We start from the raw sequence: 22,898 nt of genomic DNA, 5'->3' as shown, positions 1-22,898 counted from the left end.
CACCGCAAGAACCGTCGGGGGCCCTGCGGCGGTCAGGGGGCGGGTGGGGGCGGGTCCTCCGGCGACCTGCGGCGGGCCGGCGGCGGCGGGGTGGCGGCCCAGCGCAGCAGCGCCACCGCACCCCAGCCGGCGGCCAGGCACCACGGCATCCGGGCGACGACGTCCGCGGTGCCGAGGTCGCCGCGCAGGCCCAGGACGAGCACGGGCAGCGCCAGGAGCAGCGACACCGCCAGCACGTCCCAGCGCAGCGGGCTCATGCCCCGGCGCCCTCCAGCCGCTCGCACAGCAGCGAGGCCCAGCGGTGCGCGGTGGCCCGCGCGCCGTCGAGGAGGGCCACGGGGGTGGTGGTGCGGCCGAGGACGGCGGCCGGGTCGGCGGTCAGGTCGGTGTCCTGGACCATCAGCGCGTCCACGCGGGGCAGCGCGTCCAGCCACGGGCCGACGTCCTCCGGCTTGCGGGTGGCCTCGACGACCGCCCACACCCCGACCGGCGCGAACACCGCGACCATCTGCTCCAGCCAGGCCCCGCCACCGGCGCGCAGCGGGACGTCGACGGCGACGATGGTCAGCGCGCTGGACCGGTCGGCCTCCTGCCGGCGCTCCAGCGCGGTGTCGATGCTGGTGATCCGGTTCCCGCGCGGGGCCAGGGCGGCCAGGTCGCCGCGGGAGGCCCACTGCAGCTGCTCGCCGTCCAGCCGCAGCGAGGCGGCCAGCGCGCGGGCGGCGGCGAGGGTCTCCACTCCGGGCCCGACGACGAGCAGCACCTCGCCGGCGCCGGTGGGCACCGCGGGGGCGGCCGGGAGGCCGGCGGCCAGGGCACGGGTCAGCGCGGCGTAGGCGCCCCGGCGGGCGACCTCGACGGCGAACTCCTCGCCGAGCAGCGCCTCGGGGACGCCGAGCTCGAGCAGCCGGCCGATCAGCGACTCCTCGGCGGCGCCGGGCAGCGGGCCGGAGCCGCCGCCGGAGGTCGACCGCCCGCGCACCGAGGGCACCACCATCGGCGCCGAGCGGCGGGAGGCGGCGGCGCGCTTGTCCACCGGCAGCCGGGTCACGGTGGCCAGCCGGCCCTGCGCGGTCGGCGGGGCCAGCCGGGCGACCGACTGCCCCGGGGCGTGGCCGGTCGACGGCGGCACCGGCGGGCGGCCCAGCAGCGGCGGCACGGCCAGGGCGGTGCCCGGCGCCGGCGGCGGCAGCAGCGACAGCGGCGGCAGGACCGTGGTGGCGTCGGCGGGCAGCGGTGCGGGGTCGCTCGCGGTCGGGGCCAGCACCTCGGCGGCCACCTCCCACTCGTCGGCCTCCGCGGTCGCGTCGACCCACACCGGGATCTCGGCGGTGTGCGCGTCGTCCCACGCGTCGTCGGTGTCCGCGGCCGGCGGGGAGCCGGCGAGCACGCCGCGCAGCAGCTGGGTGAGCGCCGCCTCGGACGTGTCGTGGGCCAGGGCCGCGCGCAGCACCTCGGCGATCGCCTCCTCCCGGGAGGTGATCGGCCCGGTGGCGAAGTCCGGCTCGTGCACCCACTCGGGCACCGGCACCGGTTCCCCCGGGGGAGCCGGCGGCGCGGTGGCCGGGCGGGGGGCCGGCGCGGGCGGGGCGACGGCAGCGACCGGCGCCGGCGCCGGGGCGGCGGGTGCCGGCTCCTCGACGACGGGGGCCGGGGCGGGCGGGACGACGGCGGCGACCGGCGCCGGGGTGGACGCCGCGACGGCGGCGATCGCCTCGTCCACGGCCTCGCGCACGTCGACGTCCCCGGCGACCATCTGGGCCAGCGCGGCGGTGAACGGCGACGGCGGCAGCGGGGCCTCCGGCGCCGGGGCGGCCGCCGGGGCCGGGTCGGCGACGGCGACCGGCGCGGGGGCCGGGGCGGGCGCCGCGGCCGGCTGCGCCGCGGGGCGGTGGCCCCGGCCGGCGGCCGGGCGCGGGGACCGCGCGGCGGACGCGCGCGAGTACAACCCGGCCGCGGGCCGCCCGGCGCCGCCGCCGAGCAGGTCGGCGACCTCGTCGACCGGGTCGGGCAGCACCGGGTCGCGGCGCAGCGCGGCCTCGATGCGGGCCATCGACTCCGCGCGGGACGCCGGGCGCCGCTCGACGGGGGCCGGCGGGGGCTCCTCCACCTCGGCGACGAAGCGCTCGGTGCTGAAGAAGCCCATGACCCCGCCGGTGCGCACCCGGCGGATGCCCACGATGCGGACGGAGGACCCGTACCGCTCCCGCGCGGCGGCGATGGCGCCCTCGCGCGAGGCGGCCTCAACGGACGGCAAAGGCACCGTTCACCACTCCCAGGGACTCGATCTGGGCCGTGCGGGAGACCTCCGTGTAGGAGATCACCGGCAGGCGGGGGAGGATCTGACGCATCAGGCGGGACAGCGCGGCGCGGACCTGCGGCGAGCACACGAGCACCGGGGCCTGGCCCAGCCGCTCGGCCTCGGTCAGCAGGCCGGTGCAGCCGTTGACCAGCGCGTCGACCGTGCCGGCGTCCAGGGCCAGGACCTGCCCGGCCTCGCTCTGCCGCACGGCCTCCAGCAGGCGCTGCTCGAAGGCCGGGTCGAGGGTCAGCACGTGCAGCCGCTCGTCGGGCGTGACGTAGGGGTGGCTGATCGCGGCGCCGAGCGCGGTCCGGGCGGCCTCGACCAGGCCGTCGACGTCGGTGGACGTCTTCGCCCGCACCGAGAGCGCCTCGAAGATGCGCACCAGGTCGCGGATGGACACGCTCTCCGCGAGCAGCCCGTGCAGCACCCGCTGCACCTCGCCCAGCGTGAGCAGCGCCGGGGTGAGCTCGTCGACGACGACCGGGTGGGTGCGCTTGACCATCTCGACCAGCAGCCGCACGTCCTCCCGGCCGAGCAGGTCGGCGGCGTTCTGCCGGACGACCTCGGCCAGGTGCGTGGTGATGACCGAGGAGCGGTCGACGACGGTGGCGCCGGCCATCTCCGCCTGCCGCTGCAGCTCGACCGGCACCCACTTGGCGGGCAGCCCGAACACCGGCTCGCGGGTGGCCCGGCCGGGCAGCCCGTCGAGCATGTCGCCGATGGCCAGCACGGTGCCGGCCGGCGAGGTGCCCTTGGCCGCGGGGACGCCGTTGAGCCAGATGACGTACTGCGACGAGGGCAGGTCCAGGTTGTCGCGGGTGCGCACCAGCGGGATGACCAGGCCCGTCTCCATGGCGACCTTCCGGCGCAGCGCCTTGACCCGGTCCAGCAGGTCACCGCCGCGGGCGGCGTCGACCAGGTCCACCAGGTCGTAGGCCACCTCGAGCTCCAGCGGGTCGACCCGCATCTTCTCGGCGATCGACTCGGGGGAGTCCGGCGTGGGCTCCTCGTCCGCGGCGGCCTGCAGGCCGGCGTCCTCGTCGTCGTCCGCCGTCTCCTGCATGCGGGAGGCGGCGAGCAGGAAGAGGCCACCGATGAGCAGGAACGGCAGCTTGGGCAGGCCGGGGATGAGGCACAGCGCCAGGGACGCGCCGCCGGCGATCCGCACCGGGGACTTGAACCGGCCGAGCTGGGCCAGCAGGTCGCTGCCCATGTCCCCGTCGGAGGCCGAGCGGGTGACGATGATGCCGGTCGCGGTGGACAGCAGCAGCGCGGGGATCTGGGAGACCAGGCCGTCGCCGACGGTCAGCAGCGAGTAGGTGGAGACGGCGTCGCCGGGGGCCATGCCCAGCTGCATGACGCCGATCGCCATGCCGCCGATCAGGTTGATCAACGTGATGATGATGGCCGCGATGGCGTCGCCCTTGACGAACTTCGAGGCGCCGTCCATCGAGCCGTAGAAGTCGGCCTCGGCGGTGACCTCGGTGCGCCGCCGGCGGGCCTGCTTCTCGTTGATCAGCCCGGCGTTCAGGTCGGCGTCGATGGCCATCTGCTTGCCGGGCATCGCGTCGAGGGTGAAGCGGGCGCCGACCTCGGCGACGCGGCCGGCGCCGTTGGTGATGACGACGAACTGGATGATCGTGAGGATCACGAAGATCACCAGGCCGACGATCAGCGAGCCGCCGATGACGAAGTGCCCGAACGCCTCGATCACCTTGCCGGCGTAGCCGTCGGTCAGCACCAGCCGCGTCGAGGAGACGTTGAGGGCCAGCCGGAACAGCGTCGCGATGAGGATCAGCGACGGGAAGACGGCGAAGTCCAGCGGCCGCCGGATCTGCATGGCGACCAGCAGGACCAGCAGCGACGCGGTGATGTTCAGGCCCAGCAGCAGGTCCAGCACCGCGGCGGGCAGGGGCACGACCAGCATGAGGACGATGGCCACCACGCCGATCGGGACGGCGGCCTTCGAGATCCCTCGCACGGGGGACTCATCGGCAGCACCCCGGGGGCGGGGCACCGCAGTCCGCCCCGGCCGTCCCGCCCGCCCCACCCGTCCCGTCAGCGTCGGCGCCCGGCGCGCGGCAGCCCCTCGACGTCCGGGGCGGCGAAGCCGGGCCGGTGCACCCCGCCGCGCACGCCCTTGGCCGACAGCTGCATGACGAACGCCAGCACCCGGGCCACCGCGGTGAACAGCTGGGCCGGCACCTCCTGGCCGATGTCGCAGGAGGCGTGCAGCGCGCGGGCCAGCGGGATGTCCTGGACCATCGGCACCCGCGCCTCGGCCGCCCGCTCGCGCAGCCGGGCGGCGACCTCGTCGGCGCCCTTGGCCACGACCCGGGGGGCGCCGCGGTCGGCCTGGTAGCGCAGTGCGACGGCGACGTGGGTGGGGTTGACCAGCAGCACGTCGGCGTCGGCGACCTCGGCCATCATCCGGTTGCGGGACATCGCCAGCTGGGTGGCCCGGCGCTGGGCCTTGACGTGCGGGTCGCCCTCGGACTGCTTGTGCTCCTGCTGGATCTCGTACCTGCTCATCTTCAGCTTGGCCATGGTCTGCCGGCGCACGATGACGTAGTCGGCGATCGCGATGGCCAGGCCGGTGACCGCCACGACGCGGAACATGAGGACGGCGGAGTCGGTGAAGGTGGCGACCACCGCCGACAGCGGCAGCGACCCGGCCGCCGACACCAGCTCCTGGGCCCGATCGCTGGTCACGACGACGACGGTGGCCAGCGCGGCGGTCTTGATGATCGCCTTGGTGGCCTCCCACAGCCCGTGGCCGCCGAACATCCGCTTGATGCCAGGGAAGGGGTTGAGCTTCTGCAGCGTCGGCTTGAGCGGCGTGCCGCTGACCGACACGCCGCCCTGGGCGGCGGAGGCGACGACGCCCACGACCACGAGGGCCACCGCCATCGGCAGCATGACGGTGACGAAGGCGCTCAGGGCCTGACCCAGCAGGGCCGTGACCGTCTCGACCTCGGGCTCGTCGACCACCACGTCGATCGCCACGAACATCCGGCCGACCTCGTCGTAGGCGTTCCGGACCAGCATCGGCAGCAGGTAGCTGGCCGCCGCCGCGCCGGCCCAGGTGCCGAGCTCCTGCGTCCGCGGGATCTGCCCTTCCCTGCGCGCCTTCTTGAGGCGCTGCGGAGTCGGGTCCTCGGTCTTCTCCCCGCCCGGCCCGTCCTTGGCCACGGCTCACCCGCTCCGCAGGGAGACCATGGCCCGGACCGCGTGCTCGAGCAGCGCGTCGAGGGCCGGGGGCAGCAGCGGGAAGGTCAGACCCAGCAGGGTCAGCGTCAGCATGATCTTGACCGGGAACCCGAAGGCGAAGATGTTGAGCGCGGGCGCGGCGCGGGACAGCAGCGCCAGCGCGACGTCGGCGAGCAGCAGCACCGCCACCATCGGCCCGGCGATCTGCAGGGCCGCGAGGAACATCAGCGACAGCGCGGTGATGAGCACCGGGGCCAGCTGCTCGGTGGGCACCGACCCCCCGACCGGCATCCCCTCGTAGGAGGTGGCGAACCCGCGCACGACGAGCAGGTGGCCGCCGCTGGTGAACAGCAGCGTGGTCGCCAGCATGTGGTGCAGCCGGCCGACCGAGGAGGCGGTCGTCATCGACAGCGGGTCGTAGGCCGGCTGCAGCGAGAAGCCGCCGGTGAGGTCGATGAGGTCGCCGGCGTACTGGACGGCGGCGAACAGCACGTGCACCACGAGGCCCAGGGCCGCACCGATGGCGACCTCGGTGACCGCGCCGACGACCAGGAAGCCGGTGGTCGGCTCCGGCAGGTCCGTGGCGATGCGGGTCATCAGCGCGACCGAGAGGGCCAGCGCCAGCGCGCCCTTCACCGGGGCCGGGATGCTCCTGGAGTTGAACGGCGGGGCCAGCAGCACGAAGCCGGTGGCGCGGGCGGTCCCCAGCAGCAGTGCCGCCAGGGTGCCCGCGGGGACCTCGAGGTCCACGGCCGCTACGTCCGGTCGAGCAGGCGCGGCAGCGAGTCGAACAGGCTCTGGGTGAAGCTGACCAGCTCGGCGAGCACCCAGTTGCCCGTGACCAGCAGCGCGATGGCGACCGCGATCATCTTCGGCACGAACGACAGCGTCGGCTCCTGGATCTGCGTCGCCGCCTGGAACAGCGAGATGAGGAACCCGACCAGCAGGGCGGTCAGCAGCACGGGGGCGGCGACCTTGGCCCCCACCAGCATCGTCGCGACGGCGATCTCGGTGACGTCCGCGTCGCTCATGACTCGACTCCGCGCTCGTCCCGCTCCTCGATCGCTGTCCCCCGCACGCGGGAGGTGCCCCCAGCACGCAGCGATGCTCGCTCGCGCGTCGTCCTCGTGGCGCTCACCCGTAGCTCCCCACCAGCGCCGTGGTGATCAGCGCCCAGCCGTCGACCACCACGAACAGCAGCAGCTTGAACGGCAGGGAGACGATCACCGGCGGCACCATCATCATGCCCATCGACATCAGCGCGGCGCTGACCAGCATGTCCAGCACCAGGAACGGGATGAACACGACCAGCCCGATGATGAAGGCGCTCTTGAGCTCCGACAGCACGAACGCCGGCACCAGGGTGGTCATGCTGACCGCGGCGGCGTCGGCCGGGGCCTCCTCGCCGGACAGCCCGACCATCAGAGCCAGCTCGTCCTCGCGGGTGTTGTCCAGCAGGAAGGCCCGCAGCGGGACGACGCCGACGTCGTAGGCCTGCGACACCGTCATCAGCCCGTTGAGGTACGGCTGGACGGCGGTGTCGTTGACCTCGGTGAGCACCGGGCCCATGACGAACAGGGTCAGGAACAGCGCGATGCCGGTGAGCACGGTGTTCGGCGGGGACATCTGCATGCCCAGCGCGTTCCGGGTCAGCGACAGCACCACGATGATCTTGGTGAACGAGGTGGCGAGCAGCAGCACCGCCGGGGCGACCGACAGCACCGTGATCGCCAGGATCAGCGTGATCGAGGTGCTGGGGCTGCCGCCGCCGATGGAGATGTCCACGCCGCCGTCGACGCCGGGGACCACGGGCGCGGTCGGGGCCGTCGGCGCGACCGGCGCGGTGGGGGCCGCGGACGCCGGCCCGGCCAGCAGCGCGAGCACGGTGCCGAGCAGCGCCGCGAGCAGCAGGACCAGCCCGACGCGCCGGGCCACCGGGACGCCCCGGACCGGGGCGGGGGAGGAGGCCATCAGCGGCGGACCGTCCGCTCCCGCAGCTGCGAGACGAACGTCGTCCAGCCGTCGCGGTCGAACACCGAGCCGGCCAGCGGGCCGGGCGTCCCGGCCGCGGCCGGCAGCGCGGCCCGCCGCTCGGCGACGGCCTCGGCCACCACGTCGCCGTCCACCTCGGCCAGCAGGGTGACCTGCTCCTCGGTGGCGCCGACCACCAGCACGCGGTCGGCGATGCGGACGACGCTGACCGTGCTGGCCCGGCCCATCCGCTGCCGGGCGACCACCTCGATCAGGCCGTTGCCCTGGCCCAGGCCGCGCTTGCGCGCCATCCCGGCCGCGAACCACAGCACGCCGGCGATGAGGGCCAGCGAGAGCACCAGCCGGATCACCATCCACGTCATGACCGGGACCCGATCTCGGAGGCGGCGGCGTCGGTGACGATCTCGCTGATCCGCAGGCCGAAGTCCTCGTCGACGACGACCACCTCGCCGCGGGCGATGAGCGTGCCGTTGACCAGCAGGTCGGCCGGGGCGCTGGCGGCCCGGTCCAGCTCGACCACCTCGCCGGGGGCGAGGGACAGCAGCTCGCCGACGGTCATCCGGGTGCGGCCGATCTCGACGGTGACCTCCATGGCCACGTGCCGCAGCAGGTCCAGGCTGCCGCGCTGCTCGCGCGGCCGGGGCAACGTCACCTGCAGCGCGAGGACCGCCTCGACGGTCGCCCCCCCGGCCAGCAGGGGGACGGCGACGAACATGCCCTTGTCCCGCAGGCCGTCCAGCGCGGCGTCGGGCTCCTCGGTGCGCTCGGCGTCCACCCGGACCCGGCCGAGCGTGGCGGCGGCCGCCTCCAGGGCGGGGCGCAGCGCGGCGGCGACGTCCATCGGGCCGACGGGGGAGTTGGCCAGGGCCTCGACGACCTCTGCGGACACCACCAGGACGACGTCCCCGCTGACCTCCCCGGACAGCCGGGCCGCGACCGCGGTGGCGGCCGTGGCGGGGGCGAGGACGGCGTCGGGGTCGCTGACCGGCGCGCCGGGGACGAGCTCGGACAGCGCCGGCACCAGCGCGGCCGCGGCGCGGGCCGCCGACGCCACGACGGCGATCACGGTCTCGGAGGCCTGCGAGTGCTCCACGGAGGTCATGCGGTGTCCTTCTGGGCAGGGGCGTGGGCAGGGTGCTGGCCGGAGGCCGGCGTGGGGACGATGGCCGCGGCGAGCCGGCGGCGGTGGTTGCTGGCGATCGCGTGGGCGAAGGTCACGTCGTTGGTGGTGACCTCCAGCGGGGCGTCCTGCGGGTGACGCAGCAGCAGCACGTCGCCCACGTCGAGGGACAGCAGGTCCTCCGAGGACACCTCCAGCGGGGCGAACCGCACGCCGACGTCCACCGGCACGGCGGTGAGCCGCTCGGTGAGCGCCTCGAGGGCACGCCGCCGCTTGGCCTGCGCGGACTCCGACAGCTGCGGGGAGGCGGCGTTGTTCAGCGGGGTCTGCAAGGAGGAGAACGGCAGCACCAGCGTGGCCTCGCCGCTGCGGGGGCCGATGCCGATCGTGAACGAGGCCACCATCACGGTGTCCGAGCCGGAGGCGGCCTGGGCCAGCTGCGGGTTGTACTCGACCGCGCTGAGCTCGGGCTGCAGCTCGAGGATGTGCGCGAAGGAGGCGGTGAACTCCTGCAGCAGCCGGCCGATCAGGTGCCGGGTGATCGACGTCTCCATCACCGTCATCGGCCGGCTGGGCTGCTCGGCGGCGCCGGAGCCGCCGAGCATGTGGTCGACGGCGGCCATCGCCACGTCCAGCGGGTAGGCCAGCACGCCCTTGCCGGCCAGCGGCTCGATCGTGAAGGTCACGATGAAGCACGGGTCGGGCAGGGCGGCGACGTAGTCGTCGTAGGAGTGCTGCTCGATGCCCAGCAGCTCCAGCCGCGCGCCGGCGCGCAGCATCGACGTCAGCACCGTCGTCGCCTGCCGGGCGAAGGCCTCCTGGGCGATCTGCAGCACCCGGACGTGCTCGCGGGAGAGCTTGGTGGGGCGGCGGAAGTCGTAGGTGCGGGGTTCGCCGCGGCGGCTGCGCCCGCTGGGGGCGGGTCCGTTGTCGGGGCGGGTCACGAGCGGTACATCGGCCGGGGACGCGACCGCCCTGACCGGCCGCGCGGGGCGCTGCCGGTCAGGGCGGGCGGGTGTGACGGGTGGTGCGGGGGAGCGCCGCTGGGGCGCCCCGGCGGCTCACTGGGTGACGTACTCGGTGAGGTAGATGCCCTTCACGTGAGGGACGCCGTCCTCGGTGTAGGCCTCGACGATCTTCTTCTCCAGGGACTCCTTGAGGGCGTCCCGGGCGCCGACCACGTCGGCGGGCTGGGCCTGGGAGTACGTGGAGATCACCAGGTCGAGGGCCTTGGCGCCGTCGACGCCGCCACCCCCGTGTCCGTCGCCGGCGGCGGCGACGGTGTAGTCCAGGGTGATGCCGATCTTGAGGTAGCCGCCCCCGGCCAGGTTGACCGCGATCGGCTCGAGGGCGGCGTACCCGCCGTGCTCGGGCTCGGCGGCCTCGGCCTCGCCGCTGCCGGCGAACAGGAAGAAGTACGCCGCACCGGCCACCACGAGCAGCGCCACGACGCCGATCAGCAGCAGCTTCTTCCTCCCGCCGGTCGGCTCGCCGTCCTCGGGGGTCTCGTCCTTGGTGGGCGACTTGTCAGCCATCGGTGCCTTCCTGGGTTCGGCCGGCGTCCAGGCCGGGGAGCAGTTCGTTGGCCTCGGCGGAGGCGGTGGACAGGACGACGACGTCGACGCGGCGGTTGGTGCCGACGGCCGCGGGGTCGGTGACCGGCACCAGCGGGCGGGTGTCGGAGTAGCCGTTGGCGACCATCCGGGTCCCGGCGACGCCGACCCCGGTCAGGTGGCGGACGACGGTGGTGGCCCGGTAGGCCGACAGCTCCCAGTTGGACGGCCACATCCCGCCCGGGGTGACCGGCAGGTGGTTGGCGTGGCCCTCGACGCCCAGGGCGTTGGGCAACCCGCCCAGGATGGGGGCGACGGCGTCGAGGATGGCCCGGCCCTCGGGGCGCAGCACGGCCTGCTCGGCGTCGAAGAGCACCTGGTCGGCGACGATGTGCATCACCAGGCCGCGCTCGTCGATCTCGTAGCGCGCGGCGCCGGCGTACCCGGCTGCGGCGAGCGACGCCTCGATCCGGTCGCGGATCGCGGCCAGGTCCTCGTACTGGGCCTGGGCCTCGACGGCGACCTGCCGGGCCTCGGCGAGCGCAGCGGCCGCGGCGGCGGCGTCCACCTCCGCCTGGGCGACGGTCTCCTCCGGGGCGATGGCCGAGGCGATGTCGATCGCGCCGGGCAGGCCGTCGAGCACCGAGCCCTCCGGCGCCGGGCCGGGTTGCACGGCGATCGGCCCGCCGAGGCTCGCGGACAGGCCCTTGGCCAGCGCGGCGAACTTCGACTGGTCCACCTGGCTCATCGCGTAGAGCACCACGAAGGTCACCAGCAGCAGGGTCACCATGTCGGCGTAGGAGACCAGCCACCGCTCGTGGTTCTCGTGCTCCTCCTCCTCGTGCTTCTTCCCGCGCCGCCGGCCGCCGTGGCCGGCGCTCACCGCTGCGCCCGGGGTGGACGGGCGGGCCGGCTCACGCCGCCTCCCGGGCCAGCTCGCTGGGCGGGATGAGGGAGGTCAGCTTCAGCCGGACGGCGCGCGGGCTGGTGCCGGCCTGGATCTCGGCGATGCCCTCGACCAGCAGCTCCATGGTGGCGGCCCGCAGCTCGCTGACCCGCAGGATCTTGGCGCCCATGGGCAGGAACCAGAAGTTGGCGGCCATGACGCCCCACAGCGTGGCGACGAACGCCGCGGCGATCATCGGGCCCAGCGACTCGGGGTTGCTGAGGTTGGCCATCACGTTCATCAGGCCGACGATGCAGCCGACGATGCCGATGGTGGGCGCGTAGCCGCCCATCGCGGTCATGAACTTGGCGGCGACCTTGTCCTCGGCCTTGCGGGCGGCGATCTCGCTCTCCAGGACCGCCCGCAGCTCCTCGGGGTCGGTGCCGTCGATGCCCATCTGCAGGCCGCGCTTGAGGAACGGGTCCTCGATCTGCTTGACCTGCGCCTCCAGCGCCAGCAGGCCCTCCTTGCGGGCCTTCTCCGCCAGGCTGACCAGGGTCTGGATCTGCTGGGTGGCCGGCGGCACCTTGGCCGGCATCAGGGCCATCGTGAACCAGCCGGGCATCTTCTTGAGGTCGTCCATGGTCTGGTGCGCCATGGCCGCGCCGAAGGTGGCGACGAGGACGAGGATGATCGCCGGGAGGAACAGCAGCGACATCGGGTCCGCCCCTTCCATGACCATGAAGATCAGGAGGGCGACCATCGAGACGACGAAGCCGATCAGGGTGGCGGGGTCCACGGGTCAGCGCTCCTCGCGAGCGGGGAAGGGGACGACGGAGGCGCTCGCGTCGGCCCCGTCGGCACGGGACGGCGAGCGGTAGGTGCCGCGGTCCATCTCGTAGGCGGTGGCGAGGATGCTGGCGCGGTACTCGCGGATCTCCACGAGCACGTCCTCCACGCTCTCCGAGACGATGTAGCGGGTGCCGTCGACGAGGAACACGACGGTGTCGGGGTGGCCCTCCACGCGTTCCACGAGGTCGGGGTTCAGCGCGAACCGTTCTCCGTTCAGGCGCGTCACACGGATCACGGCGGTCCTTCCGCTCGCTCGGGGAGGGGGGCAGCACCCGCGCGGGGCCGCCGGTCTGCGGTTGTCATCGGCCCCGCGCGGGCGCGCCTTGAGCCGAACGGGCCGCCTCACCCGTGCGGGGGAAGCCCCGTGACCTGCGCGGACGCCGGCGTGGCGGCCCCGCGGACGTCTGCGCTCCTGCGGTCGTTCCCGCGCTCTTGCGGTCCCGCAGCACCGCGAGAGCGCATGGAGGACCGCAAGAGCGATGACCTGGGGGCGGGGGGTCGACTAGCGCTTCAGGTTGACCAGGTCCTGCAGCACCTCGTCGGAGCTGGTGATGACGCGGCTGTTGGCCTGGAACCCGCGCTGGGCGATGATCAGCCCGGTGAACTCCTCGGCCAGGTCGACGTTGGACATCTCCAGCGCGCCGGCGATGAGGCTGCCGCGCCCACCCGCGCCGGGCTCGCCGATGGCCGGCTGGCCGGAGTTGTCGCCCACCCGGTAGGAGCTGTTGCCGGCCTTGGCCAGGCCGCCGGGGTTGGCGAAGGTGGCCAGCGCCAGCTTGCCGATCGGCTCGCGCAGGTTGTTGGAGTAGACGCCCATGACCGTGCCGTCGCCGCTGAGCGAGATCGACTGCAGGGAGCCCATGGCGTTGCCGTCGACCCGCGCGGGTGCCAGCGACGACGGGCCGCCGAACTGGCGCAGCTCGGCCAGGTCGATGGTGATCTGCCCCGGCCAGCTGCCGGACATGGCGGCGTCCGGCGTGATCTGGAAGGTCTGCGACGCGGGCGGCAGCTCGCCGGTCACCGGGTCGAACGCCAGGGGGCCGGCGGTGCTGGCCAGGGTGGTGCCGTTCTCGTCCCGGGCGACGACCGACCACTCGTTCGCCGTCGCCGACTTCGTGAACGACAGGCTGATCTGGTGCGGCGCGCCGAGGGCGTCGTACATGGTCATCTGGGTCTGCACGCCGGCGCCGGCGGCCGACGCGCTGGACAGGTTGCCGGCCACCGCGCCGTTGTCGGTCTCGGTGGGCTGCATGACCGAGCCGAAGGGCACGGTGAGCGTGCCGATGGCGCCGTTGGTGTCGACGGCGCCGTCCTCGGCCATCCAGCCCTGCAGCAGCGCGCCGTCCGGGGTCACCAGGTTGCCCACGGCGTCGTAGCTGAAGGAGCCGGCGCGGGTGTAGACCTGCTCGTTGCCGGCGCGGGTGACGAAGAACCCGTCGCCGCTGATCATGAAGTCGGTCGCCCGGCCGGTGTTCTGGGTCGAGCCCTGCTCGAAGTTCGTGGTGATGCCGGCGACCTTGACGCCCAGGCCCACCTGGGCCGGGTTGGTGCCACCGGCCTCGGCCCGCGGGGCGGAGCCGTTGCGGACGATCTGGGACAGCGTGTCCTGGAAGACGGTCTGGCTGCTCTTGTAGCCGACGGTGTTGACGTTGGCGATGTTGTTGCCGGTGACGTCGAGCTTGGTCTGGTGGGCGCGCAGGCCGGAGATCGCGGAGTTCATGGAACGCAGCACGGGGAGGGCTCCTCGGGATCGGGTGCGGGGTGGGTGGGGTGGCCTCCTCGCAGGGCCCCGCCGTGAGTGTGCGAACGGCGGGGGGCGAGGGGGTCCTTCTTCAGCGCGAGGCGGGCAGCGAGACCTCGGTGAGCCGGCCGATCGGCACGTCCACGCCGTCCACGACGGCGCTGGGCTCCTCGCCGGTGATCTTCACCGAGCCGACGGTCCCGGTGACCGGCGCGCCGTCGTCGCCGGTGTAGCTGACGGTCCGGCCGACGAGGGCGCCGGCGCCGAGCGAGCGCTGCAGGGCCACCATGGAGGCGTTCTGCGCGGCGATCTGCTCCAGCTTCTCCACCTGGGTGAACGTCGCGGTCTGCGACATGAACTCGGTGGTGCTGGTCGGGCTGTTCGGGTCCTGGTAGCGCATCTGGGCGACCAGCAGCTGGAGGAACACGTCCTTGCCCATCTGGTCGCTGCGGGTGACCGTGCTGGTGGCCGGTGGGGTGGCGGTACCCCCCACGGCGCTGACGGCATCGGGCATCGGGCGTTCCTCCTCTCGGACCCGGACGTCTCAGACTCGGACGTCGAGGCCGGACGACGGGGTGGCGGTGCTGGTCGGGGTGGTGCGGGCCGGGTCGGCGTCGCCGCCGCGCAGCCACGGCCGGCCGCGGCCGTCGGGCTGCCCGTGCTGGCCGGGGCGGTCGCCGGCCGCGTGCTGCTGCTGGCCGGCGGACCAGGACCCGCCGGTCTCGCGGTCGACCGAGGCGCTGGTGCAGGTCAGCCCGGCGCCGGCCAGGTCGCGGCGCAGGTCGGGCAGCGCCTCGGTCAGCGCGGCCCGGCCGGCCTCGGTGGCGCTGCGCAGGCTGAGGTCGACCGCGCCCTGGGTCAGGGTCACCTGCACCTCGACCGGCCCGAGGGTCTCCGGGGTGAGCACCACGGTCATCGTGTGCGTGCCGTCCGGGGCGGTGCGCAGGACGGCGACCTGCTGGGCGACCTGGCCGGAGACCGGGGGGGCCGGAGCGGCCGCGGCCGCCGCGGCGGCCACCGGCGTCGCGGGCGCCGCCGGGGCGGCGGGCCCGGCGGCCGGGGTGGTCGCAGGGGTGGTCGCAGGGGTGGCCGGCACCGGGGGCTCCCGGTCGGGGGCGGCGCCGGTGTCGGCGGCCGTGCCCTCGCCGGGTGCCGGTGCGGCCGCGGGGGGCAGCGCCGGTGCGCCCGCAGCCGGGGCGGCGTCGGCGGCCGCGGTGGCCGGGGCCTGCGGGCCGGCGACCACCACGGTCAGCCCGGCGGCCGCAGCGGTGGCGGGGCCGGGGACACCGGCCGGGCGGACCGGCGCGGCCGGCGGCGTGGCCGCGGTCGACGCGGCCGCCGGTGTGGCCACGGGTACGGCGGTGGCCGCGTCGCCGGCGGGGAGGGCGCCGGGGACCGCGGCCGTCACGGGGAGGCCGGCCGGCACCGCGGCCGGGACGGGGCCGGCAGGGACGGGGCCGGCGGGGACGGCGGCGGGGGCACCGGCCGGGACGGACGGCGGGACCGCGCCGGTGGCGGGCGGGACCACGGCGGCGGGGGCCGCGCCCGGCCCGAGTCCGGTGAGCAGCGCCCACAGGGCCGGCGGCATGCCCGCCGGCGAGACGCCGGGGACGGCCGGGGGTGCGGCGACGGCGGGCACGGCCTCGGCGGTCGGCCCGGCCGCGGCGTCCTCGCCGTCGGCGGGGCGCTCGCCGTCGCGGGGGGCACCCTGCTGACCGGCGACGGCGTCGTCGAGGGCGCTGGCGAAGCGCTCGCCGCCGCCGGGGGAGTCCGTGGCCGCGGGGTGGGTGGGCGAGGACAGGGCCGGGGCGGGCGCCGGCGCGGCCGGTGCCAGGGGAGCGGTCATCGGAGGGCCTCTGCCTTGCTCAGCACGCCGCGGACGTAGGCCTGGGTCTCGGCGTAGGGCGGGATGCCGCCGTGGCGGCGGACGGTGCCCGGCCCGGCGTTGTAGGCCGCCAGGCCGAGCTCGGTGGAGCCGAACTGCTCGGTCAGGTCGGCCAGGTAGCGGGCCGCGCCGTCGACGGCCGAGGCCGGGTCGAACGGGTCGACGCCCAGGCCGCGGGCGGTGGCGGGCATGAACTGCATGAGGCCCTGGGCGCCGGCGGGGGAGACCGCGGAGGCGTCGAAGCCGGACTCCTGCTGCGCGACGGCGGCCAGCAGCGCGGGGTCGACGCCGTGCCGGGCGGCGGCGCGGGTGAACAGGTCGGCGTACGGGACGCCGGACAGCGACGCGGCCGGGGCGGGCGCCGCCGCGGCGGCCGCCGGCTCCGCGGGCAGCACCCGCCGGATGACCGAGGGCCTCCCGACGTCCTGGACCTCGACGACCTCACCGGCCTGCGGGGCGGCGATCATCTTGCCGTCACCGACGTAGATGCCGACGTGGTCGATGCCGGGGCGGCCGGAGGAGTGGTCGAAGAAGACCAGGTCGCCCGGGCGGGCGTCGGCCAGGCCCGCCACCGGCCGGCCGGCCGTGGCCTGCTGGGAGGAGGTGCGCGGCAGGTCGACGCCGAGGTTGCCGTAGACCAGCTGGGTGAACCCCGAGCAGTCCAGCCCCTTGGCCGGGTCGGTGCCGCCCCACAGGTAGGGGACGCCGAGGTACCGGCGCGCCTCGGCGACGACGGCGCCCTCGGACGCGCTGCCCGCCGCCCCGGCGCCGGCCGCGGGCGTCGCGCCGGTGCCGGTGAGGCCGGCGGCGGCGGCGGCCGCGGTCCAGCCGGCGGCGGCCGGGCGGGGCGCGGTGAGGAAGCGGGCCTGGATCTCGCTGATCCGGGACTGCACCGCGGTCAGTCCCTCCACGCCGCCTCCCCGTCGGTGCGGGCGCGGCGGCCGGAGCGGGCGGTCACGAGGTCGTCCACGGTCCTCTCCTCGGCAGTCTGCTCGGCCAGTCGCACCGCCTGCAGGTGACGTTCGCGCAGCCGCTCCAGCCCCTTGGCCCGCTGGGCGGCCGCGGTCCAGGCGGCGCGCACCAGGTCGGCCTGCTCGGCCGACGCGGTCGCGAGCGACCGGGCCGCGACGGCGTCCTCGGCGGCCAGCCGCCCCAGTGCCATCCGCGCGCGGAAGGCACCGGGGTCGAGCGGGCCGGAGGGCAGGGCCGAGGACGCGGCGGCCTCCGCCTCGGTGGCGCGGCGGTCGGCCTCGGCGGCGGCGCGGGCGGCGTCGGCGGCGGCCAGCGCGGCCGCGCGCTCCTCGGTGCGGCGGACCTCCAGGACCGACTGCAGCCGGAAGGCGGCCCGCTTCACGCCGACCGCACGATGCGGTTGAGCCACGCCCACGACTCAGCGGCGGGGGTCAGCTCCCCGGTCGGCTGCTGCAGGAACGCCTCGATCTGCGGGGCCAGCGCCCGGGCGCGGTCGACGAGGGCGTCCGTGCCGGCGGAGTAGGCGCCGATCTCGATGAGCTCCTTGACGTCGCGCAGCGCGCCCAGGAGCCGGCGCACCTCACGGGCGTCGGCCATCTGCGGCGGCGCGACGACCGCGGTGGCCACCCGGGAGATCGACTCCAGCACGTCGATGGCCGGGAAGTGCCCCTGGGTGGCCAGCGCGCGGGTGAGCACCACGTGCCCGTCGAGGATGGAACGGGCGGTGTCGGCGATCGGCTCGTTGTGGTCGTCGCCGTCCACCAGCACGGTGTAGAGGCCGGTGATCGAGCCGACGGCCGCCGTCCCGGCCTTCTCCAGCAGCCGGGGCATCATCGCGAAGACGCTCGGCGGGTAGCCGCGGGTGGCCGGCGGCTCCCCGGCGGACAGGCCGACCTCGCGCTGGGCCATGGCGGTGCGGGTGATCGAGTCCATCATCAGCAGCACGTCGCGGCCCTGGTCGCGGAAGCCCTCGGCGATGCGGGTGGCGACGAAGGCGGCCTTGAGGCGCACCAGCGGCGGCTCGTCGGAGGTGGCGACGACGACGACGGTGCGCGCCATGCCCTCGGCGCCGAGGTTCTCCTCGAGGAACTCGCGCACCTCGCGGCCACGCTCGCCGATCAGCCCGATGACGCGGACGTCGGCGTCGGTGCCGCGGGTGATCTGCGCCAGCAGCGTGGACTTGCCGACGCCGGAGCCGGCGAAGATGCCCAGCCGCTGGCCCCTGCCCAGCGGGACCATGGTGTCCAGCACCCGGACGCCGGAGGTCAGCGGCTCCTCGACGCGGGTGCGGGTGAGGGCGTGCGGTGTCTCGCTGGCCAGGTCGACGAACTCCACGGAGGCGTCCAGCGGCGGGCCGCCGTCCACCGGCCGGCCCAGGCCGTCGAGCACCCGGCCGAGCAGCGCCTCGCCGACCGGCACCTGCAGCGGCATGCCGGTGGCACGCACCCGTGCACCGGCCTGCACGCCGGACAGCTCGCCGAGCGGCATGCAGGTCAGCCGCTCACGGGCGACGGCGACCACCTCGGCGAGCAGGCCGCCGTCCGGTGCCGGGTCGATCTCGACGAGGTCGCCGACTGCGGCCGCGACGCCCTCGACCGTGAGGGTCAGGCCCATCGCGCCGACCACCGAGCCGGTGAGCTGGGGGCGGGCCGCCGCGCGGGCGCGGTCGAGCAGGCCGGCGCTCACGGTGCGAGCACCGCCCGGACCCGCTCCAGCGCCGCGCCGAGCTGCGCGTCGACCCGGGTGGGGCCGGTCTCGGCGACGGCGCCGGCGCGCTCGACGGCGCGGTCGCCGACGACCCGCACCGTGGCGGGCAGCTCGGCCAGCGCCTCGGCCGGCAGCTCGGCGAGGTCGTCGGGGTGCAGCCGGACGACGGTGGGCTCGTCGGCCGGGCACAGCGTCAGCGCCCGGCGGACGGCGTCCATGACCGGGTCGTCGGCGAGCGCGAGTTCGCGGCAGAGCAGGTCCTCGACGAGGGTCAGCACGACGCTGATGACGGAGTCCCGGACGTCCTCGGCGACCGGCACGGCGGCGGCCTCCAGCCGGGCCACCGCGGCGCCGAGGGCGGCGGTGGCCGAGACCATCCGACGCTCCCAGCGGGCCTGCACCTCGGCGAGCCGGGCCTGCGCGGCCCGCTCGGCCTCCGCGACCACGGGCTCGGCGGCGAGCACCCCCTCGGCGTGGCCGGCGGCGTAGCCCTCCTGGCGGGCGTGCTCGCGCAGCCGGGCCAGCTCCTCGGCGTAGACGTCGCCGAGCCGGACGGCGTGCCGGCCGCCGGGCACCGGGGCGTCGGCCGCGCGGCGCACCGTCGTCCGCCGCTCGCCGGTCGCCTGGGGCGGCACCGGGACCGTGCGGGTGTACGCCGCGCGCGGCGCGGCCTGCGCCGTGCCGCCGCGCAGCAGCGCGGACTCCCGCGGCGCCCGGGGGGCGGGGGGCCCCTCCAGGGGTCCTCGCTCAGGCGACGAAATCGTCCTCACCGCCCCGCGAGATGGTCAGCACGCCCTGCTCCTCGAGCGTGCGGATGACGCCGACGACCTTGGCCTGGGCCTCCTCGACCGTCCGGCTGCGGACCGGGCCGAGCAGCTCGATCTCCTCGGCGAGGTTCTCCGCGGCACGCTCGGACAGGTTCCGGACGACCTTGTCGCGGACGTCGGGGCGCACCCCCTTGAGCGCCGTCGCCAGGTCGTTGGCCTCCACCTCCCGCAGCACCAGCTGCAGCGACCGGTCGTCGATCGTGACGATGTCCTCGAAGACGAACATCTGGGCGCGCACCTGGTCGGCCAGCTCCGGGTCGGTGGTGTCCAGCCACTCGAGGATGGAGCGCTCGGTCGGCCGCGGGGAGCGGTTGATGATCTCGACGAGGGTCTCCACGCCGCCGACGGTGCTCATGTCCTGGTGCGCCAGCAGCGAGCCCATCCGCCGGCCGAGCTCCTCCTCGACCAGTCGGACCATCTCCGGGGAGGTGCGGTCCATGGTCGCGATGCGGTGCGCGACGGCGGCCTGCTGCTCGGGGGCGAAGCCGGAGAGCACCTCGGCGGACTGCGCGGCGGTCAGGTGCGCCAGCACCAGGGCGATCACCTGGGGGTGCTCCTCCTTGAGGAAGGTCACCAGCTGGCGGACGTCGGCGTTGCGCAGCGAGGCGAAGGGCACCTCGGTGTAGACGACGTTGAGCCGGGACAGGATGCCGTCGGCCTTGTCCTCGCCGAGGCCGGCCGCCAGGATCTCGCGGGCGAACTCCACGCCGCCGCGGCCCACGAACCGCTGCGCGGTCATGAGGTGGTGGAACTCCTCGAGGACGCCGTCGACGTCGTCGGACTCGACCGTCCCGAGCTTCATCAGCTCGCGGGTCACCGCCTCGACCTCGCGCGGGCGCATCTTCGACAGCAGCGCGCCGGCCTCCTCCTTGGACAGCTGGGCGATGAAGACCGCGGCCTTGCGCAGGCCGGGCATCTGCTGTCCCTGGCGGACCACCGGGAGGACGGCGGTCGGTGCGGCGGGCGACGGCGCCGCGCCGACCATCTGCTCGACGGATGCCAGTGTCACTTCACACCACTCTCGTTGAGCCAGCCGCGCAGCATGGCGGCCACCTCGTCGGGCTTGTCGCTGACCATCGTGGCGATCTCCCCGCGGACCCGGGCCCGCTCGGCGGCCTCCAGCTCCAGGGCGGCCTCGTCGACCGCCGGCACCGCCCGGGCGCTGGCGACGCGGATGCGGTCCAGCTCGGCCATCACGTCGTCGGTGAGCTCCATCGCCTCGTAGTCCTCCTCGACCTCGTCGTCGGACCGGCGGCGGTTGCGCAGCCAGACGACGAGCACGAGCAGCGCGATGCCGAGGGCGATGCCACCGGTGCGCACCATCGACCACAGCTGCGCCTGCCGCTCGGCCTCCTCTGCCGCCGCGAGATCCTCGGCGGCGCGGTCGGCGGCGGTGGTGTCGAAGGCCATCGCGGCCACGGTGATGTCGTCGCCGCGGGCGACGTCCAGGCCGACGGCGTTGCCGATGAGGTCCTGGATCTGCGCCTGGTTGGCGTTGCCGGCCACGGCCTCGTCCATGACCACGGAGACGGTCAGCCGGTTGACCGCGCCCGGCGCGGCCTCGACGGTCTCCAGCGTCTCGCCGACGGCGTTGTTCGCCGTCGTCGACTCCTTGGTGTACGTGGAGTCCCCGGCACCGGCCCCCGCGTCGGGCTGGTTCTCCGGGCCGAGGACCCCGCCGACGGCGGCGCCGGTGCCGGCGTAGTCCTCGGTGGTGGTGCTCTCCGAGATCGGCGGCGTGCCCTCCTCGTAGGTGTGCGTCCGCGAGGTGGTGCTGCGCTGGTCGAGGTCCAGGTCGGCGCGGACGGAGACCTGCGCGCGGCCGGGGCCGAACACGCGGTCGAGGATCGCCTGGGCGTTGGACGCCAGCCGGCCCTCGTAGTCCTGCTCCATCTGCGAGCGGGCGTCGCCGGCGGCCGACGTGACGCCCTGGCCGGGTGCGGAGAGCACCGCGCCGGTGGAGTCGGCGACGGTCACCTGCTCGGCGTCCATCCCCTCGATGCTGGAGGAGACCAGGTTGGTGACGGCCTGCACCTGCCCGCTGTCCAGCGAGGTGCCCGCCGCCAGGTCCAGCAGCACCGAGGCGGTGGGCTCGGCCTCGTCGGAGGCGAAGACCTCCTCCTCGGGCAGGGCCAGGTGCACGGTGGCCTGCCGGACGCCCTCCAGCGACTCCAGCGTCGCGGCGAGCTCGCCCTCCAGCGCCCGCTGGTAGGTCTTCTGCTGCTGGAACTCGCTGGTGGTGATGCCCTGCTCCTCGAGCAGGGCGTAGCCGGTGTCGTCGCCGGCGGGCAGGCCCTTGCCGCTCATCGACAGGCGCAGGTCGTAGACCTGCTCGTTCGGCACCATGATCGTGCCGCCGCCGTCGGCCAGCTCGTAGGCGACGCCGGTCGCGTTGAGCTCGTCGACGATCGCCGAGGCGTCGGCCGAGGCGAGGTTCGAGAACAGCGGCGCGTAGGTGGGCGCGGTGATCCAGCGGAGGAAGACGAACCCGCCCAGGACCAGCCCCGCGGTGAGCAGGCCGATGACGACCTTCTGGCCGGGGCTGATCGTGGACAGCGTGGACCGCACGCGCTCCAGCGGCCCGGCGAGGGCGGTGGGCATCAGACCGGCATCCTCATGACCTCGGTGAAGGCCTCGACGGCCTTGTTCTTGAGCGTCACGACCATCTCGGTGGCGAGCTTGGCCTCGTTCGCCGCGATCATGTAGTCGTGCACGTCACGCAGGTCGCCGGTGGCGGCCTGCACGGCCAGGCCGTCGGTCGTCGACTGGGTGGCCTGCAGCCGGTCCAGGGACGAGGCGAGGACGGAGGCGAAGCCGCCGTCGCCGGCCGCGGTGGTCGCGGCGGCGGCGTCGGGGGCCGGTGCCGCCCCGGTGACACCGGCGAGCCCGGTGACCGCGGACGGGAACGAGATGCCGCCGATGGGCGAGGTCATGGTCAGCCCTTCCCGAGCTGGAGTGCGGCCTGGTACGCGCTGGTGGCCCGCTCGACCACGGCCAGGTTGGCCTGGTAGCCGCGCTGGGCCATGATCAGCTGGGTCATCTGGTCACCCAGGTCGATGTCGGGGTACCGGACGTAGCCGTCGGCGTCGGCCAGCGGGTGGTCCGGCTCGTGCACCAGCCGGCCCTCCGGGCTGCCGTACTCGGCCCTGGCCACGCGGACGCCGCCCTCGCCGGAGCCGTAGTCGACGGCCTGCGCCACGATCAGCCGCTCCTGGAAGGCGTCGGCGTCGGTCGAGGTGACGTTGTTGATGTTGGCGATGTTGTCCGAGACGGCGTCCAGCCACCTGCGGTGGACCAGCAGCCCGGACCCGGAGATGCCGAGCGAGTCGAACGTGCTCATGCCTCCTCCTCGCCGGCGCTCGTCAGAGGCATGCGCACAGTGGCTCCGTCCATCGATCCGCTCGCGCGCTCGCTCATGTCACTGCGTCCGCAGCGCGGTGCGCATGACGGTGTACTTGCCGTCCAGGGCGCCCAGAGCCAGCTGGTAGCGCAGCCCGGTCTCCGTGGCGATGACGGTCTCGGCGTCGAGGTTGACGTTGTTGCCGTCCAGCCGGGTGGGCTCCACCGAGCGGCGGACCGTGCCGGTGGAGTCCGTCGGCGTCGCGCCGGCGGCCAGCGCGCCGCGCAGGCCGGCCTCGAAGTCGACCCGGCCGGCCAGGAAGCCCGGGGTCTGCAGGTTCGCGATGTTGTCGGCGGTGACCCGCTGCCGCTGGGCGAGCCCGTTGAGCGCGGTGTGCAGGGCCGACGAGGTGACGTCGCCGATCACGGGGCGGTTCCTCGGGCGGGGCAGCGGGACACGATCGGCCTCCGGGTACGCAGGAGAGGCACTCGCGAGCGAGTGCGGGGTC

The 22,898-nt window shown here is 75.1% G+C and carries 26 protein-coding genes; all 26 read right to left on the bottom strand.

Going from position 1 to position 22,898, the window contains the following annotated elements:
- Positions 1–32 precede the first annotated feature (32 nt).
- Positions 33–257, bottom strand: coding sequence for a hypothetical protein (locus CHB98_RS14545; RefSeq protein ID WP_089306323.1), 225 nt, complete (start codon positions 255–257; stop codon positions 33–35).
- Positions 254–2,263 carry a hypothetical protein gene (locus CHB98_RS14540; RefSeq protein WP_143425094.1) on the bottom strand — a complete coding sequence of 670 codons (2,010 nt, stop codon included), beginning with the start codon at positions 2,261–2,263 and terminating at the stop codon, positions 254–256. Before CHB98_RS14540 ends, CHB98_RS14545 begins: the two co-directional genes overlap by 4 nt.
- Positions 2,244–4,286 (bottom strand): flagellar biosynthesis protein FlhA, encoded by a 2,043-nt coding sequence (gene flhA, locus CHB98_RS14535; protein ID WP_089306321.1) that lies wholly within the window; start codon positions 4,284–4,286, stop codon positions 2,244–2,246. The genes CHB98_RS14540 and flhA overlap by 20 nt, the downstream gene beginning before the upstream one ends.
- A gap of 77 nt (positions 4,287–4,363) precedes the next feature.
- Complete coding sequence (locus CHB98_RS14530) at positions 4,364–5,497, bottom strand: EscU/YscU/HrcU family type III secretion system export apparatus switch protein (RefSeq protein WP_089306320.1); 1,134 nt, start codon at positions 5,495–5,497, stop codon at positions 4,364–4,366.
- A gap of 3 nt (positions 5,498–5,500) precedes the next feature.
- A complete protein-coding gene (fliR, locus tag CHB98_RS14525; RefSeq protein WP_089306319.1) occupies positions 5,501–6,265 on the bottom strand; it encodes a flagellar biosynthetic protein FliR in 765 nt (254 codons plus the stop codon).
- Between the two features lie 5 nt (positions 6,266–6,270).
- The gene (gene fliQ / locus CHB98_RS14520; RefSeq protein WP_089306318.1) at positions 6,271–6,546 is read right to left on the bottom strand and encodes a flagellar biosynthesis protein FliQ; all 276 of its coding nucleotides are present in this window, start codon (positions 6,544–6,546) and stop codon (positions 6,271–6,273) included.
- 103 nt (positions 6,547–6,649) lie between these two features.
- Positions 6,650–7,486, bottom strand: coding sequence for a flagellar type III secretion system pore protein FliP (gene fliP, locus CHB98_RS14515; protein ID WP_089306317.1), 837 nt, complete (start codon positions 7,484–7,486; stop codon positions 6,650–6,652).
- Positions 7,486–7,869 carry a FliO/MopB family protein gene (locus tag CHB98_RS14510; RefSeq protein ID WP_089306316.1) on the bottom strand — a complete coding sequence of 128 codons (384 nt, stop codon included), beginning with the start codon at positions 7,867–7,869 and terminating at the stop codon, positions 7,486–7,488. The genes fliP and CHB98_RS14510 overlap by 1 nt, the downstream gene beginning before the upstream one ends.
- Positions 7,866–8,609 (bottom strand): flagellar motor switch protein FliN, encoded by a 744-nt coding sequence (fliN, locus tag CHB98_RS14505; protein WP_089306315.1) that lies wholly within the window; start codon positions 8,607–8,609, stop codon positions 7,866–7,868. The genes CHB98_RS14510 and fliN overlap by 4 nt, the downstream gene beginning before the upstream one ends.
- On the bottom strand, positions 8,606–9,571 hold the full coding sequence (locus CHB98_RS14500; protein WP_089306314.1) for a flagellar motor switch protein FliM: 966 nt from the start codon (positions 9,569–9,571) through the stop codon (positions 8,606–8,608). The genes fliN and CHB98_RS14500 overlap by 4 nt, the downstream gene beginning before the upstream one ends.
- Before the next feature lie 117 nt (positions 9,572–9,688).
- Entirely contained in the window at positions 9,689–10,162 is a 474-nt protein-coding gene (locus tag CHB98_RS14495; RefSeq protein WP_089306313.1) for a flagellar basal body-associated FliL family protein, read from the bottom strand.
- A complete protein-coding gene (locus CHB98_RS14490) occupies positions 10,155–11,063 on the bottom strand; it encodes an OmpA/MotB family protein (protein WP_089306312.1) in 909 nt (302 codons plus the stop codon). Before CHB98_RS14490 ends, CHB98_RS14495 begins: the two co-directional genes overlap by 8 nt.
- Positions 11,064–11,094: 31 nt before the next feature.
- A complete protein-coding gene (locus tag CHB98_RS14485) occupies positions 11,095–11,865 on the bottom strand; it encodes a motility protein A (protein WP_089306311.1) in 771 nt (256 codons plus the stop codon).
- Between the two features lie 3 nt (positions 11,866–11,868).
- Complete coding sequence (locus tag CHB98_RS14480) at positions 11,869–12,153, bottom strand: flagellar FlbD family protein (RefSeq protein WP_089306310.1); 285 nt, start codon at positions 12,151–12,153, stop codon at positions 11,869–11,871.
- 267 nt (positions 12,154–12,420) lie between these two features.
- Positions 12,421–13,650, bottom strand: a complete 1,230-nt coding sequence (locus CHB98_RS14475) for a flagellar hook protein FlgE (protein ID WP_089306309.1) — start codon at positions 13,648–13,650, stop codon at positions 12,421–12,423.
- A 100-nt stretch (positions 13,651–13,750) separates the two neighbouring features.
- The gene (locus CHB98_RS14470) at positions 13,751–14,173 is read right to left on the bottom strand and encodes a flagellar hook assembly protein FlgD (protein ID WP_089306308.1); all 423 of its coding nucleotides are present in this window, start codon (positions 14,171–14,173) and stop codon (positions 13,751–13,753) included.
- Positions 14,174–14,203: 30 nt separating this feature from the next.
- Entirely contained in the window at positions 14,204–15,505 is a 1,302-nt protein-coding gene (locus CHB98_RS21705) for a flagellar hook-length control protein FliK (protein WP_089306307.1), read from the bottom strand.
- Positions 15,502–16,455 (bottom strand): transglycosylase SLT domain-containing protein, encoded by a 954-nt coding sequence (locus CHB98_RS14460; protein WP_089306306.1) that lies wholly within the window; start codon positions 16,453–16,455, stop codon positions 15,502–15,504. Before CHB98_RS14460 ends, CHB98_RS21705 begins: the two co-directional genes overlap by 4 nt.
- Positions 16,443–16,898, bottom strand: a complete 456-nt coding sequence (locus tag CHB98_RS14455; protein ID WP_089306305.1) for a flagellar export protein FliJ — start codon at positions 16,896–16,898, stop codon at positions 16,443–16,445. The genes CHB98_RS14460 and CHB98_RS14455 overlap by 13 nt, the downstream gene beginning before the upstream one ends.
- Positions 16,895–18,202 carry a FliI/YscN family ATPase gene (locus CHB98_RS14450; RefSeq protein WP_089306304.1) on the bottom strand — a complete coding sequence of 436 codons (1,308 nt, stop codon included), beginning with the start codon at positions 18,200–18,202 and terminating at the stop codon, positions 16,895–16,897. The genes CHB98_RS14455 and CHB98_RS14450 overlap by 4 nt, the downstream gene beginning before the upstream one ends.
- Positions 18,199–18,858, bottom strand: coding sequence for a FliH/SctL family protein (locus tag CHB98_RS14445; RefSeq protein WP_245821169.1), 660 nt, complete (start codon positions 18,856–18,858; stop codon positions 18,199–18,201). The genes CHB98_RS14450 and CHB98_RS14445 overlap by 4 nt, the downstream gene beginning before the upstream one ends.
- A 112-nt stretch (positions 18,859–18,970) precedes the next feature.
- A complete protein-coding gene (gene fliG, locus CHB98_RS14440) occupies positions 18,971–20,059 on the bottom strand; it encodes a flagellar motor switch protein FliG (RefSeq protein ID WP_089306303.1) in 1,089 nt (362 codons plus the stop codon).
- Positions 20,056–21,651 carry a flagellar basal-body MS-ring/collar protein FliF gene (gene fliF / locus CHB98_RS14435; protein ID WP_089306302.1) on the bottom strand — a complete coding sequence of 532 codons (1,596 nt, stop codon included), beginning with the start codon at positions 21,649–21,651 and terminating at the stop codon, positions 20,056–20,058. The genes fliG and fliF overlap by 4 nt, the downstream gene beginning before the upstream one ends.
- Positions 21,651–21,983, bottom strand: coding sequence for a flagellar hook-basal body complex protein FliE (fliE, locus tag CHB98_RS14430; RefSeq protein ID WP_089306301.1), 333 nt, complete (start codon positions 21,981–21,983; stop codon positions 21,651–21,653). Before fliE ends, fliF begins: the two co-directional genes overlap by 1 nt.
- Positions 21,984–21,985: 2 nt before the next feature.
- Entirely contained in the window at positions 21,986–22,390 is a 405-nt protein-coding gene (locus tag CHB98_RS14425) for a flagellar basal body rod protein FlgC (RefSeq protein WP_089306300.1), read from the bottom strand.
- Between the two features lie 78 nt (positions 22,391–22,468).
- Positions 22,469–22,816, bottom strand: a complete 348-nt coding sequence (flgB, locus tag CHB98_RS14420) for a flagellar basal body rod protein FlgB (protein WP_089306299.1) — start codon at positions 22,814–22,816, stop codon at positions 22,469–22,471.
- Positions 22,817–22,898 lie beyond the last annotated feature (82 nt).

The organism is Geodermatophilus pulveris, from assembly GCF_900188375.1.
In the GTDB taxonomy this organism is placed as follows: Bacteria; Actinomycetota; Actinomycetes; order Mycobacteriales; family Geodermatophilaceae; genus Geodermatophilus; species Geodermatophilus pulveris.
Note: the sequence above shows the minus strand (reverse complement) of the source record. Positions and strands in the feature narration are given on the sequence as shown.